At 58.9% G+C, this 14,330-nt stretch carries 11 protein-coding genes; 5 read left to right on the forward strand and 6 right to left on the reverse strand.

From position 1 onward, the window contains the following. Nucleotides 1-54 precede the first annotated feature (54 nt). Entirely contained in the window at nucleotides 55-633 is a 579-nt protein-coding gene (locus tag BUB54_RS11530; RefSeq protein ID WP_048877352.1) for an SCO family protein, read from the reverse strand. A gap of 128 nt (nucleotides 634-761) precedes the next feature. Here BUB54_RS11530 and BUB54_RS11535 point away from each other — a divergent pair, with 128 nt between their 5' ends. After that, complete coding sequence (locus BUB54_RS11535; protein ID WP_139284884.1) at nucleotides 762-1,736, forward strand: hypothetical protein; 975 nt, start codon at nucleotides 762-764, stop codon at nucleotides 1,734-1,736. 19 nt (nucleotides 1,737-1,755) lie between these two features. Here the strand turns inward: BUB54_RS11535 and rmuC are convergent, their stop codons facing one another. Then, nucleotides 1,756-3,153: a DNA recombination protein RmuC gene (gene rmuC / locus BUB54_RS11540; protein ID WP_052948273.1), complete on the reverse strand. Its 1,398-nt coding sequence runs from the start codon at nucleotides 3,151-3,153 to the stop codon at nucleotides 1,756-1,758. A 77-nt stretch (nucleotides 3,154-3,230) separates the two neighbouring features. On the opposite strand from rmuC, the gene BUB54_RS11545 reads away from it, so the two are divergent. Further along, nucleotides 3,231-4,115: an SPFH domain-containing protein gene (locus BUB54_RS11545; RefSeq protein WP_048877350.1), complete on the forward strand. Its 885-nt coding sequence runs from the start codon at nucleotides 3,231-3,233 to the stop codon at nucleotides 4,113-4,115. Nucleotides 4,116-4,123: 8 nt separating this feature from the next. Here BUB54_RS11545 and smc read toward each other — a convergent pair whose 3' ends face one another. Genes smc through BUB54_RS11560 form a run of 3 tightly spaced genes read right to left on the reverse strand, consistent with a single transcriptional unit; the run spans nucleotide 4,124 to nucleotide 8,778 of the window. Then, a complete protein-coding gene (smc, locus tag BUB54_RS11550) occupies nucleotides 4,124-7,654 on the reverse strand; it encodes a chromosome segregation protein SMC (protein ID WP_048877349.1) in 3,531 nt (1,176 codons plus the stop codon). An 11-nt stretch (nucleotides 7,655-7,665) separates the two neighbouring features. After that, complete coding sequence (locus BUB54_RS11555; RefSeq protein ID WP_052948272.1) at nucleotides 7,666-8,274, reverse strand: DsbA family protein; 609 nt, start codon at nucleotides 8,272-8,274, stop codon at nucleotides 7,666-7,668. Between the two features lie 60 nt (nucleotides 8,275-8,334). Then, entirely contained in the window at nucleotides 8,335-8,778 is a 444-nt protein-coding gene (locus tag BUB54_RS11560) for a DUF721 domain-containing protein (RefSeq protein WP_048877348.1), read from the reverse strand. A gap of 11 nt (nucleotides 8,779-8,789) precedes the next feature. Between BUB54_RS11560 and BUB54_RS11565 the strand changes: the two genes are divergently transcribed. The 3 genes from BUB54_RS11565 to BUB54_RS11575 all read left to right on the forward strand — a co-directional run bounded on the left by BUB54_RS11565 (nucleotide 8,790) and on the right by BUB54_RS11575 (nucleotide 13,387). After that, complete coding sequence (locus BUB54_RS11565; RefSeq protein ID WP_244890776.1) at nucleotides 8,790-9,830, forward strand: A/G-specific adenine glycosylase; 1,041 nt, start codon at nucleotides 8,790-8,792, stop codon at nucleotides 9,828-9,830. Next, a complete protein-coding gene (locus BUB54_RS11570) occupies nucleotides 9,811-10,815 on the forward strand; it encodes a dipeptidase (RefSeq protein ID WP_048877369.1) in 1,005 nt (334 codons plus the stop codon). Before BUB54_RS11565 ends, BUB54_RS11570 begins: the two co-directional genes overlap by 20 nt. Nucleotides 10,816-11,506: 691 nt before the next feature. Further along, nucleotides 11,507-13,387 carry an EAL domain-containing protein gene (locus BUB54_RS11575; RefSeq protein ID WP_082075559.1) on the forward strand — a complete coding sequence of 627 codons (1,881 nt, stop codon included), beginning with the start codon at nucleotides 11,507-11,509 and terminating at the stop codon, nucleotides 13,385-13,387. A gap of 451 nt (nucleotides 13,388-13,838) precedes the next feature. Here the strand turns inward: BUB54_RS11575 and BUB54_RS11580 are convergent, their stop codons facing one another. Then, on the reverse strand, nucleotides 13,839-14,297 hold the full coding sequence (locus tag BUB54_RS11580; RefSeq protein ID WP_048877345.1) for a DUF3237 domain-containing protein: 459 nt from the start codon (nucleotides 14,295-14,297) through the stop codon (nucleotides 13,839-13,841). Between the last annotated feature and the right edge of the window lie 33 nt (nucleotides 14,298-14,330).

The following is a 14,330-nucleotide window of genomic DNA, read 5'->3' on the forward strand; positions in this document are numbered from 1 at the left end:
CTGTTTAGCAAAGGTAAGGCGTGTTGTCCTTGACGCGGGAACACGCCTGGACGGCTATTCCTCGGCGACGTGCCGCAGGTCGCTGGCGATGCCTTTGATGTCCGGGTCCCTGGTGCTAAGGCCGGCAATGATGAATTCGGGCTGGCCCTTGGTGTTGAATACATAAACCGCCGCTGAGTGAGTAACGGTATAGACCGGCTTTTTCACTACAGAGAACACCACCCGGTAGCGCCGTGCCAGGGCGTACAACTGGTCCTGCGTGCCGCGTAGCCCGACCACATTGCTGCCGAACAAGGCGGCGTATTGGGAGAGAACCTTGGGCGTGTCCCGGTACGGGTCCACGGTCACGAACAGGATTTTCACCTTGCTGGCGGATTTGCCCATCGCCTTTTGCAGGCGCTGCATGTTGTAAAGCGTGGTGGGGCAGACATCCGGGCAGTTGGTATAGCCAAAATAAAGCAGCACCACGGAGCCGTAGAAATCTTGGGCGGTGACCTGCTTGCCAGTTTCCACGTCCGTCATGGTAAAGGCGAGCGGCGGGATCAGCCCGCGGACGTTTACGTCCTGCGACGAGAGCTGGTGATGGCAGGCGGCTAGGGCCAGGGGGCTGAGGAGCAGTAACCGGCGCAGCATGGGAGTGTTTTGCGCCAGACCTTCCGGCGTGGCAAGCTATGGACTTTTGACGGCGCATTTCCGAGCGTAGCATGGCATTTGAACCGTGACATGATGTTGGCGTGATGTTGAAAAAATGGGCCCGAATCTTGACGCATAGGCGTGAACAGGAACAAAGCCCCGCCGCTAACCCCGTGCAGGGGTGGTTGGATGGTACAGCGGTTCCTTGGCGGCTGACGCGCGGTGAATTGATGTTGAAATACGGCACTCGGGTCGATTCGCCTTTTAGTTTTGAAGAAGTATATCTGCAGGTCAGTCCGCCGCCTCTGAGGGATCTTTTGTATCCGCTCAGCTTTTTGGCTCTGTCGCGGTTTTCTCCGGCGATGCCGCCTGTGAGGCTCTCGGCTTATTTATCTGTCGGTGACGACACGGAAGAAAATATCCAGCATGCGGTTGTCCAATGCGCGCGGTTATTCGGGCCGGCAGAGGTGCGCGATGTTTATAATACCAGATCGGCGGTCTGGCGTTGGGGCGCGGCGTCTATACGCCTTACGGTATGGCCGCCTGAACGGCGGGAACGTTGGTTTGGGAATAATAACGCGCATAAGCGGGACCCAAGGCTGGTAAACGCTTGCTCAATGGCGGTGAATACGGGTTGGCGTCCGCCATTGGCGCAACATGAACGCGTTTGGCTGGATGACTTCAAGCCGTTGGGTGAAACACGCAACTGGCAGTTGAAAACACCGCGTCAACCTCTTGAAGACGCTTATTTCCGGGAGAACTGGCTGGAATATATGCGTGCTCCGTACGAGGGGGAGGAGAGGTTGCGGGGGCGGTTCGGGTGCTCGGCCGATGGGCGGGCCCTGATTGCTTGCGAGGATGCGTTGCTGATCATTCCGATGGCGCAAATTGCACTCTTCAAGGTAAGGCGGGTTTTGCCAGCAAAGGGGCGCGGTGGAAGCACCCTCATGGCCTGCTGCGCCACCGGCTATGAAGACTGCCCCGTGAAGGAGGTAACCATCGCGGAGGGTGAAAAGGCGGACGACCTCAATGACCTTGTGGCCCAGATGGCGGCGCGAACCGGCATCGCTTTTGAACTCACCGCCTATGATTATGATTGCTGATAACCGGGCGGGTGTGCGGCTAGTCTAACTCTCCGCCATCCTCCAGCCCCAACAGGGTTTGGGCAGCGTTGTTCTCCACGATTTCTACGTTTTTCAGTACGCGCCCCATGACGCGGGTACGGGTGCGGGCCTTTTCGATATTGTTGCTCATTGTGCTGGCGTTCTGGGCGAGTTTTGCCAGAGCCTCGTCCATTTTCACCATTTCCGTCTTGGTGGCCCCAAGAATCTGCCCGATTTCGCCCGCGCGTTTCTCCAGGTCCAGCGTCACATGGCCGAGATGGATGGTTTGTAGCATGGCGGGCAGCAAAGAGGGGCCGAGGATGATGACGCGTTCTTTCTGCCGCACGTCATCAATCAAGCCTGGGATCCGCGCGACCTCGGCGAACAGACCATCGCTGGGGAGATAAAGCACCGCGAAATCAACGGTTTCCGGCGGACAGATATATTTCTCGCGGATCTTTCGGGCTTCGCCGCGCACGCGGGCGGCTACACCTTCGCGGGCGAGGCGCTCGGCGTCGACATCAGCACTTTCGGCGGCCAGCAGCAGGCGGTCATAATCCTCGGTGGGAAATTTCGCGTCGATTGGCAGCCAGACGACCTCGCGCGAGGGCATGCGCAGCACGAAATCCACACGCTCGCGGGATGTGTCTTTCAGGGCGAAGTTTTTCTGGAAGGCGCCAGGTGGGAGAATCTGCTCCAGCATGGTGGCCAACTGCGCCTCGCCCCAGCCGCCACGGGTTTTCACGTTGGAGAACAGGCGTTTCAGATCACCCACCTGCTTGGCGGCGGACTGCACCTCGCCCATGGCCTGTTGCACCTGGGCGAATTGCTCCAACACGCGGGCGAAGGAGGCGTTCATTTGCTGCTCTACCGCCTCATGTAGCTTCTCGTTCACACTGGTTTGGATGGCGCTGAGCCGGGTTTCCAGCGTTTGGGTGGTTTTTTGCGCGTCCTCAGAGGCTTGCTGGCGAAGCCGGTCGAGTGTGGCTGCAATGTTTTGGGTGGTGGACTGCATTTGCTCAAAGGTGCGGGTTAGGGCGGCGGTGCTGGCGGCCTGCATTTCCGTCAGGCGTGTTTCCAGCAGGTGGGCGGTTTTCTGTGCATCCTCGGCTGCCTGACGGCGCAGGTTCTCAACCGTGCTGGCCACATTCTGGGTGGCGCCGGAAATCTGTTCAAAGGATTTGGAGAGCGCATCCGTTGTGCCGGTCTGGATGGCGCTGTTCAGCCGCCCTTCCATAGCGTTGAGGGCAGCGCGGGTGAACTCTGCTTCCGCCCGGTTGCCCGTCAGACCTTTCTCAAGCTCCAGCTTCAGGTGCTGCGGGGCGTTCTGTGCCGTGCGCCAGGAAAGAAAGGCAAAAACAAGTGCGCCAAAAGCGGCGATAAGCGTGAGGGCGGTGAGCAGAACGGGCATTGTCATGCAGGCTTGGTAACATTGGCGCCGAGTCGCGGGCAGGCGGTAAAACTGCTATTCTGGCTACGGAACAGGAGGCACAAATGAATAATGCCGTAACCGTAATTGCTTTGCTGATTATCGCTGCCGGGGCGGGGCTTAGTTATTTGCTGCCTGTGCACATATTTGGTGCCATCGTGATTGTTGTGGGGGTAGTTCTGGCACTTACCTTGCGCACGGCGGCGGAATGGGAGCGCGCCGTGGTGCTGCGATTGGGACGCTTTGCCGGGGTGCGCGGGCCAGGGCTATATTTTTTGATCCCGGCGATTGAGACCGTGTACGCGGTGGTTGACACACGCCGGCAAAGCACGCGCATTTCCGCCGAGGACACGCTGACCGCCGATGCTGTTTCCGTGACGATGGATTCAATCCTGTTCTGGCGCGTGACCGATGTGAAACGCGCTGCCACCGAGCTGACGGATTACCAGGGCATGATTGCGCAGATTGCCCAGACCTCTTTACGTGAGGTGATCTCGGCCACCAACTTGTCTGATATTCTCTCCAATCGTGAGGCGATGGACGAGCGGCTGCAAATGCTGATCCGTCATAAGTCTGATGGCTGGGGCGTTGGTGATATTGCCGTGGAAATCAGGGATGTGAAGATTCCGCCTGAGTTGAATGATGCGATGAGCCGTAACGCCCAGGCGGAGAAGGAAAAGCAGGCACGCGTGACGCTGGCGAGTGCGGAAATCGCCATCGCGCAGCAGATTGTGGATGCGGCGCGGATTTATCAGGAAAACCCGGTAGCGTTGCAAATCAGGCAGATGGGGCTGATCTACGACATGAATAAAGACCGGGGGGCGACCATTCTGGTGCCGACGACGATGACGGAGGCGCTGGGCAGCGTGGTGGCGTTGAGCGCGGCGGAGACGGCCGCCGCGAAGCAGGCTGCGCCGCCGCCGTACACAGGGTCTGTGCCGAAAGCCTGAGGAGCTGGCTACTCGGCCGCCATGGCGTGGCCGGGGTCCACCATGTCCATCGCTTTATGGAAATCGACCGAGAGCAGGCGGGAGACGCCACGCTCTTGCATGGTCACGCCATAGAGCCGATCCATCCGCGCCATGGTGAGATGATGGTGGGTAACGACCAGGAATCGTGTGCCGGTTTCGCGGACCATATCTTCCAACAGGTTGCAGAAGCGCTCGACATTGGCGTCGTCCAGAGGCGCGTCCACCTCATCCAGCACCGAGATGGGGGCGGGGTTGCATTTGAACACGGCGAAGATGAGGGACAGTGCCGTCAATGCCTGCTCGCCGCCTGAAAGTAGGGACAGCGTACTTAGTTTTTTGCCGGGCGGCTGAGCAAAGATTTCCAGTCCGGCTTCAAGCGGATCATCCGAGCCGACGAGCGCCAGATGGGCTTTGCCGCCGCCGAACATGCGGGTGAACAGAGTTTGGAAATGCTGGTCCACTTCCGCGAATACGGTGTTTAGACGCTCGCGTCCCTCGCGGTTGAGATGGCCGATGGAGCCGCGCAGCTTGGCGATGGCGGAGGTGATTTCGTCACGCTCCTTGTCGATGGTTGCGATGGCTTGTTCGGCCTCGTTCACCTCGATCTCGGCGCGGAGATTGACGGCGCCCATCTCCTCACGTTCGCGGACCAGTTTTTCCCAGCGCTTACGGGCTTTGTCCTCGGATTCCGAGGTAAGCTGTTCCGGCGGGTCGGGCAGGGTGGCGTTGGCGCCCAGGCGCTCCAGAATCCGCTCCGCCACTGTGCCCCAGGCATGTTTGGCGGCGGTGATGTTGCCTTCCTCGCGGGCGCGGGACTCCCGGGCGGTGCTGAGTTCAGCCTCGGCTGTGCGGGCTTGGCGAGTGGAGGATTCGGCGGTGGCGGTTGCCTCCTGCAAGATTTTGGCGGCGCGTTGATGCGCGGCCTCGGCGGCTTGCAGGGCTTCGAGCGCCTCTTTGTGTGAGGTTTCGGCCTCGGTCGGGGCAGTGTGCAGCGTTTCGATGGCGCTTTGCGCCTCGTTCAGCCGGGCGGTGAGGTCTTTAAGCCGGTCTGTTGAGTCTTTGCCGCGCTCCGCCCAACTAGCCAGCTCGCGGGTTAGGCTTTCCTGGCGTTGGGCGCGCTGGGTTTCAGCATGGCGCAGCGCGGTGAGGCGGGCGCGGGCGGCGCCTTCGGTCTGGCGGGCCGTGTTCAGGGCGGCGCGGGTTTGTTCGACTGCCTGACGCGCGGCGTTGAGGTCTGGCAGGGCGGCGTGGGTTTCACGCATGGCATTGAGGGCGCATTCGGCCTCGGTGGCTTCGGCGGCGGCCTGGTCACGCTGGGTTTCGGCCGCGGCAGCGCGGCTTTGGCCACGCTCGGCCTCTGCGGTGAGGCGGATGGCCTCGTTGCGAGCTTTATCGAAACGCTGCTCGGCCAAGCGGCGGGTCTCGCGGGCCTGGGTTTCAGCGGCACGATGGGTTTCACGGGTCTTTGCCTCATTGGCGCGGGCTTCGCGCTCGGTGGCTTCGGCCTTTAGGCGTTCATCCTTCGCGGTCTGGGCGGCCTCGCGCGCGGTGGTGAGGTCGCGCTCCAACTCAGCCAAGCGGTTGCGTTGTTTGAGGCGCACGGCGGCTTCCGAGGCGGCGCCCGCGCGGACGGTATAGCCGTCCCAACGCCAGAGCGCGCCCTCCCGCGAGACCAGGATCTGCCCTGGCGTGAGATTGGGCTGGTAGAGGTCGCCGGATTCGCCTTCGGGCAGCAACAGGATGTGGGAGAGGGCTCGTTTGAGTGCCTCAGGCCCCTGCGCCAGGGCGGCGAAGGTTTCCAATTTGGTGGTTGGGGTTTCCAAAGCGGGCAGGGCGCGCCAATGGCGGGCGGCCTGCGGGTCAGCGGAGGCAGAGAGTTCCTCGCGCAATGCCGCGCCCAAAGCGGCTTCTAGCCCTGGCGGCACGGTGATGGCGTCGAGAATGGGTTGTGTTTCGCGGCCGAATTTCTGGGCCAGCAGGGCCGCCAGCGCGTCATATTCCGTGCTGACTTTGGTGGCTGCGGCTTCCAGGGAGGAGGCGCGGGAGCGGGCCCCGGCCAGTTCTGCCTCGGCGGTGGTGCGGGCTTCGGCGGCTTCAGCTTCGGCTTTGGCGCGCATGGCCTCGGCGGTAGATACGGCCTCACGCGCGGCGGCAAGGGCGGTTTCAGCTTCGTTGCGTTCGGTCTCGGCGGCTTGCACGCGCTCGGGCGGGATCAGCGTAGCGGCGACCTTCTCGTATTCAGCCTTGGTTTCGGCGGCGCGCTGGATAAGGCGGCGGGCGCGGGTTTCGGCCTCGGCCAAGGCGCGCCGGGCGGCTTCGGCCTCGGCGGCGATGCGGGCAGCCTCCTCGGTGGCCTGGGTGTTGGCGGCCTCGGCGGCGCGCATGGTTTCCAGGGCGGCCTCGGCAGCGTTGGCGGCCTCGTCAATCGCAGCGGGTGCGGCGCTGCTATCTTCCTGTAAGGCGCTTTGCTCGGCTTCCAGACGGGCTCTTGCGGCTTGTGCATCCGCCACCAGCTTCTGGGCGTGGCCGTGGTCGCGGGTGAGGGCGTCCAGGCGGGTTTTGGCTTCGTTCAGGGCAGCACGGGCACGGGATTCTGCTTCTTTGACCTGCTCAGCCGCGATTCGCGCGCGTTCCAGCACGGTGCGGGCCTCGGCTTCAGCATCGCGCAAGACAGGCAAGGCGGCTTCGGCTTCCTGGGCCTTGGTGGCGGCTTCCTCGGTTTTGGCGGCAGCTTCCGCCACCCGCGCTTCGGCGGCGGTAAAGGCGGCCTCGGCAGCTTCACGCGTTTTTACGGCGATGGCCCGTTGGATGGAAAGCAATTCCGCCTCGGCGGTGCGGATATTACCGGAGAGGTTTTTATAGCGCGTCGCCTGACGGGCTTGTTTTTTAAGGTCGCCTAGGCGAGCTTCAAGCTGGCCTTTCAGATCATCCGCGCGGAGCAAGTTTTGTTCGGCGGCGCGCAGTTTCAGTTCTGCTTCATGGCGGCGGGCATGCAGGCCGGTGATGCCGGCGGCTTCTTCCAGCAAAGCGCGGCGTTCCTCGGGCCGGGCGGAGACCAAGGCGCCGACGCGGCCCTGGCTAACCATGGCCGAAGCGCGGGAGCCGGAGGCGAGATCCGCGAACAAGGTCTGCACGTCACGGGCGCGGGCGTCTTTGCCATTGACCTTATAGTTGCTGCCGGAGCCGCGCTCGATTTTACGGGAGATTTCGAGGTCAGGCGCATCCTGGAAGGGCGGAGGGGCAAGGCCCAGCGTTTCCTCTAGGGTAAGGGTGACCTCCGCCAGATTGCGCGCTGTGCGGCCCGCCGTACCGGCGAAGATCACGTCTTCCATCTCGTTGCCACGCATGTTGCGGGCGTTGGCTTCGCCCATCGCCCAGCGCAGTGCTTCGATGACGTTTGACTTCCCGCAGCCATTTGGCCCGACTACACCGGTGAGACCGGGAAGGATTTCCACGGTCGTCGGATCTGCAAAACTCTTAAATCCGGCGATACGCAGCCGGGCGAAACGTGCGGGCATTTAGTCTCCCTTTAACCGCCGGCTTTGGTCACGATTCCGGCGAAGGTGTCGTAATCCATCGCGCCAGGGTGCTTCTGGCCGTTGATGATGAAGGTTGGGGTGGCGTCGACCTTATAGGTCTTCTCGGCCTCCTGCTGGCCTTTGAGAATCCATTTGCCCAGGGCCTCGTCATTCCAGGCTTTGTCGTAAGTGGCCTGGTCCATCCCCGCGAGGGCAGCATATTTAAAGATATGCGCCTTGTAATTCTCGCCTTCCTGGAAGGCCCAGTCATTCTGGCTGGCGAAAAGCGCCTCGATGAAAGGGTAATATTCATCGTCCGGGAGATAGCGGGAAACCTGGGCGGCCTTCAGCGCGATTTGGTCCAGCGGGAAGTCGTGATAGACGAAGCGGACCTTGCCTGAATCCACCAGTTTAGATTTTACCTCCGGCATCGTAACCGTGCCGAATTCGGCGCAGTGCGGGCAGGTGAGTGAGAAGAACTCAAGCACGGTCACCGGCGCCTTGGGCGAACCAATTGAACGCTCCGTCTCGGTCGGCGGCGTTTGCCCAGCCCACGCCACGGATGGAACCAGGGCTGAGGCGCCTACTATGGATAGTATGGAGCGACGGGTAAATTGCATGATTTCTCCTATATCTAGTGTAGTCAGATTCCGGGGCGGGTGTCCAACCCGGCGTTGAAGTTATCCACGGGATTTTATGCCCTGATAGAGCCGAGCCAAGGCTGCGCCGAGCGGGCCTGAGGGCAGGTCTTGCGGGGGCGGTGTGGTTTGGCGCGGCGCCGGGCGGGCGGGTGGCGTGGAAGGCGGGCGCGGCGCGTGTTGCTCAAAACGCAGGCGCTCCACCATGTTGTGCCCGAGGGCGAGGTTCAGCCGTGAGATGATCTGCGGGACGGCGTATTGCAGCTCCAGCGCTGTGGGGGCGGTGCAGCCCAGCGTCAGCGTGCCGCCCGCGAATTTGAGCGGCACAGCGCGGGCGGCAAGCTCCGGCCCGGCGAGTTGCTGCCAGTCCGCCAGGATTTGTGCGGCGGCGGGCGCGCGGCGTTTGAAGGCCGGGCGCGTGACGGGGGCCAGCACGGCGGCAATACCGCGCGGGCCGAAATTGCGCGGCGCGGGTTCATCCGGCACAATCGGTGCCCGTGACGACCGTTTCTTACTCTTCCCTTCCTCCGGCACGGAAACTCCTCAACTGGTACTACCGGCACCGTCGCCATCTGCCTTGGCGCGCCGCTCCGGGAGATGTTGCGGACCCTTACCGCGTCTGGCTCTCCGAGATCATGCTGCAGCAGACGGTGGTGGCCACCGTGCGCCCCTATTACGACAAATTTCTGGCTGCGTACCCTACCGTGACGCATCTGGCGGCGGCCAGTGTGGAGGAGGTGTGTGCCCTTTGGGCCGGCTTGGGTTACTACGCACGTGCCAGAAACCTGCATAAATGCGCGCAGGCGGTGGTGGCGATGGGCGGATTTCCAGATTGTATCGAAGGGTTACGCGGCTTGCCGGGTATTGGACCTTACACTGCTAACGCCATCGGCGCCATTGCCTTCAGCCTGCCCGTGCTGCCGGTGGATGGCAATGTGGAACGCGTGACGGCGCGGCTGTTTGCCATCACGGACCCGTTTCCAGGGGCCAAAAAAAGCATCACCAAGGCGGCGGAGCGGTTGATTGAAGATAAAGATGCCCGTGCCGCGCCGGGAGATTTTGCCCAGGCATTGTTTGATCTGGGCGCGACGGTCTGCACGCCGAAATCGCCCAACTGCCTCATTTGCCCCTGGGCGGCGCATTGCCAGGGGCAAGCAGATGGGCTGGCTGATACATTGCCTGTGAAAGTGAAGAAGGCCGAGCGTCCCCGCCGTGAGGGCGTTGCCTATGTGTTGCTCGATAAAGCGAACAATGTGGTGCTGTTGAGACGCCCGCCGCATGGGCTGCTGGGCGGTATGCTGGTGTTGCCCGAGGTGCCGCCCATAATGGCGCGCTGGCGCCAAGCCGGCACGGTGGAGCATGTTTTTACCCATTTTGCTTTGACCCTTACTGTCCGGGTGGCGCGGGTGTCGGCCTTGCCTGAAGGCGTGTTGAGCGCTCCCGTTGGCTCCGCGCCTGTGCCTTCCGTAATGCGCAAGGCGCTTGACGCGGCCTGTCTGGCGCTCAACCATGCGGGGGATGACAAACGATCTGCATGACGGCCTGCTGGCCATTGATACCCATGTTGATATTCCCTGGCCCGAGGGGCCGAGCCCGTTTGAGGATGGCCCGCGTTGCGTTGATCTGCCGAAGCTGAGACGGGGGCGTGTCGGGGCGGTGTGCTTCGCGGCGTATATCCCGCAAGGGCACCGTGACGGTATGGCGCATTTGGCGGCCGCCGAGCGTGCCCGGGCCATGCTGGCCGCGATTGCTGAAATGGCACCTAAAGATGGTTCAGGTGGTATGATGGCCACAAGCGCCGCCGGGGTGGAAGCGGCGTTCGCGGCGGGGAAGCCAGCGGTGATTCCGGCGATTGAAAACGGGTATGCGATCGGCCGCAGCTTGGCGTTGCTGGATGAGTTCGCGGGGCTGGGGATTCGTTACATGACCTTGACCCATAATGGCCATAATGAGATCGCGGATGCCGCGATTCCTCTGCCTAGCCTAAATGATGTGGAGCAGGAATATAGCGGGTTGTCTGATTTCGGGCAGTCGGTGGTGGAGCGGATGAATGAGTTAGGGGTGTTGATTGATGTGTCGCACGCCTCAAAAAACACGATGATGCAGGCCGCGCAGCGCTCGCGTACGCCCGTTGTAGCAACGCATAGTTGTATGCGTGCGTTGTGTGACCATAAGCGTAATCTGGATGATGAGCAGCTGGAAATGCTGGCTAGCACAGGTGGCTTGGCGCAGATCACCATCGTTTCCAGCTTCTTGCGGCCAAAGGCAAGGGCCTCTGATCTGACGGTGGATGATATTGTCGATCATGTTGATTATGCAGTGAAACGCATGGGGATCGACCACGTTGGGATTGGCACGGATTTCGATGGTGGAGGTGGTGTGCGCGGTTTTATGAACGCCGCCGAGGCCCCAAACCTGACGGCCGCTTTGGCGCGCCGTGGTTATGGGCGTTTAGAGATTGAGAAGATCTGGGGTGGAAATTTTCTGCGGCTGATGCGCAAGGCTGAAGAAGCTGCGGGTTAAGCCGTTATTTCCCGGTAACAGCTGATCTTTTTCGGCGCATCGCGGCAGGGTTTTAACAGATTGCGGAAGCTCACCGCCTTTTTGCGGTGAATGAGTTTTTGTCTCCATTGTCAAAGCAGATTTTGCCGTTGAGTGTACCGTTTTCTACGATTTCGGCCTCTCTGTTGCCGGAGACCTCGGTCATCTCGTTCGGTCCGTGGAATCTGAACCAGATGCTTGAGTTGCCGCTCCGAGTGCACACCGAAAAATGCCTGCAATAACAGAGCGTGCGGCAGCTTCTCTGGCGCAATCGAAGCGTGGCGCTGGCCTGGCAGAGATTTTCAAAAGCCTGCGAGAGCCGAACCAAAGCCTAGCTCATCAGAACCTGAATCGGGCGCAAGGCATGATCCGTCGGCACTAGCGCGTCTGGGTTCAGGTGGCTGAATAAAGCCCCCTTTTGCGCATCAACATCACACATTCGCTCACCTTGTTATTCCAAGTTGAACGAATAGCTTTCTCCGAAAAGACAAGTCTCTGCCGCTTGCTAGACACGCACCGCCGGAGCCTGCCTATTAAAGCCTTACCGAAGACAAGGCATACCACCAACGAAATTGCTAACTTTGTAATAATACTATAACTTTTCGATTAAAAAAACGTTAAGCAGAAAAACGTTAGTTTTGATCTGTGCACTGTTGCAGGACCTCAGGCAAGTATGAATTACGTAAACCTCTCGACGTTTTGCCAACCGACTTCATTATTTAAGACCTGGAGTACGTTAGTCTCTGCTGATGCTTCTGCCTCAATCTTAGAGGATGTATTTCAGCAAACCCCTGCACTGCCTGGGGTTATCGTGCTCGGTGCTGGAGCGGAGGTAACCTTGCTCAGTCGCAAGGTCTTTTTGGCTTCGCTTAGCAGACCTTTTGGCCGTGAAGTGTTCCTGAAACGGCCGATATGGGAATTGTTGGAGTCAAGTCGCCCTGAAACGCTAAGTTTAGAAGCGCATACTCCTCTTTCCTTAGCCTGCCGGGCCGCACTTGCACGGAGCCATTCTACTCGGTTCGAACCGATTCTCGTTACCGGTGGCGAGTCAATGTTCATCATGGAGTTAGCGGATCTACTTTTGGCTCAGGCAGATGCGTTGGAAAGGATTGTCGCCGAAAAAGATGCGTTAGTGGAGCAGACAGCAAGGGCTGCAATCGATCTTGAGGGCGCCCTGAGGGAGCAGCATTTGCTTGCGGAGGAATTGCAACGCGCACGCCAACTGGCGGAATATGACGCAAAACATGATTCGTTGACCGGGCTACTTAACCGGAAAGGCTTCGTCGTAGAAATGGAAGCTGCCCTTAAAACGGCCTCATCTCGAAAGGATACAGATTATTGGTTACTGTTTCTCGATCTTGACCGCTTTAAGCTAATCAATGACAGTTTAGGTCATCACCTAGGCAACGAGTTGCTGGTGCAAGTGGCGCAACGCTTATCTTCCTTTACTTCGGTATCGGGCAACGCTCCTTCCGTAAGCGGCATCGCGGGACGCCATTCAGGCGATGAGTTTGTGCTGTTATGTGTGGCGCCCGCTGATGCATCGGCAATCTGGCGGACAACGAAAACGCTCTACGAAAGCCTCACTTCTCCATATTTGTTGGATGGTAAGCATTATGCCATCGACGTTAGCATCGGTATGGTGCCCTCGCTTAGCGCTTACCAGAGTTACGAGCCCGCTTTGCGTGATGCGGATATCGCGATGTATGAAGCCAAACGCAATCCCAACCGAAAGATCGTTCTATTTGAACATACAATGTATCAGGCTTTACAAAAGCGAATGAGTCTGGAGACTGAGTTGCGGGGAGCAGTCGGTAGAGGCGAGTTGGTGCTTCACTACCAGCCGATCATAGAGACGATGAGCGGTAACATCTTCGCCTATGAGGCATTAATCCGTTGGAACCGACCTGATGGTATGATGATGCCGGGCCAGTTCATTGGTATGGCCGAGGAAACGGGGCTGATTAACGAGATCGGCCTCTGGGTAATGAGAGAATCCTGCTATTGTCTAAAGGAAATGAATGCCGATGTCGACCCATACAAATTCAGGATGAGCTTGAACATTTCCGCCAGGCAGCTTGCTAACGGTGCGTTGCCGGAATTGTTGGAAAAGGTTTGTATTGAGGCAGGTGTACCCACCTCCTGTTTCATTCTAGAAATCACAGAACGGACGGCTATGGAAAACCCCGAGCATTCGTCGATAGTCTTGGGTGATTTGAAGCGGCGTGGTTTCATTCTGGCGCTGGATGATTTTGGTACCGGCCATTCATCCCTTAGCTGGCTCCATAAATATCCTTTCGATATTCTGAAGCTTGACCGCTCGCTCACTGCGGAGGTCGGCCTAACTCCGAATTCCAACAAAATGGCAGCCGGGATATTGTGCCTCTCCAAATTTATGGGGCTTACAGTGATCGCCGAAGGGGTGGAGAGACCTTCACAAAAGGACGAGCTATACTTTCTTGGTTTCCGACTAATGCAAGGCTACCATTTCGGTTATCCACTTCCGACTTGGCAGACGGAGGTGACACGAGAAGAGAAAATGCTAACAGTTTAGTCGAGACATAATAGGCCATGCTTGGGTATTCCTCTCATTTTTAACGGGGCCTATTCTTAGAACTCAGGTGGCCAATTTTAGTTTCCGAGCGGGTGTGATCCCGCCTAAAGCCATATTGGATCTTCGTTGTTATACGTCGATAGCCGATGTGAGGCGTAATTCTACGCCTCCTCTATGCTGCCCATGTTATACTGCTCGAGTCATTCGTGTCGGCCAGTGCGGTTATATCGTTGGACATAGGCGTTTTGCTACGGCTTTCCGGATGGTATATATTGAATACTGATTTCGCGCTTCTACGATAAGGCCAGTAGCCTGCTTTAATCTTGATGCTGCACCAAATCCAATAGAATAGCGCAAGTGCTATATGAATTTAGTGTTACAGAGATGCGCGGCGTCATAGCAAAGCTTAGCGCTGACTTTAGGGGTAACTGAATGATTGCGAACGTCGCTTCTACAGAACCTGAAATACCTTGATGATAACATGGCTTTGCTTGAAGATACCTTTGCCGACAAAGATGCGGTCGCTCAGCCAGCCATGCTTGCCTTCAGGCGCTTCAAATATAGGGCTACAACGGAAATAATAGAGGTCGTCCTCAACGGCTTCCCCCTCATCCACGCGTCGTAAGATTTCTGTGCTGGCAATGAATAATCCATTATTACGAATATAAATCGGCGTTCCGTCGGTGGCTTCCATTGTATAATGGGCTTGCAGTACAGAACAGCCATCCGTACGCACCCATTCATAATCCGCCCCCCCTGGCAGCACACGCCCATTCAGCTGCGGTCCCGTCACGCTGCCGCCGACAATCGGGTTGATCCGCCTGTGCCCATGCCGACCGGGGCCATTATCCAGTGGTGCTGAAAGTTCAGCGACAATCTCGAAAGCAAAATCTAATTCAAGATTACCCATGTGGTGACATTATCCTTATCGTCATTTTCACAA

Source organism: Acidocella aminolytica 101 = DSM 11237, from assembly GCF_900129125.1.
Classification (GTDB): domain Bacteria; phylum Pseudomonadota; class Alphaproteobacteria; order Acetobacterales; family Acetobacteraceae; genus Acidocella; species Acidocella aminolytica.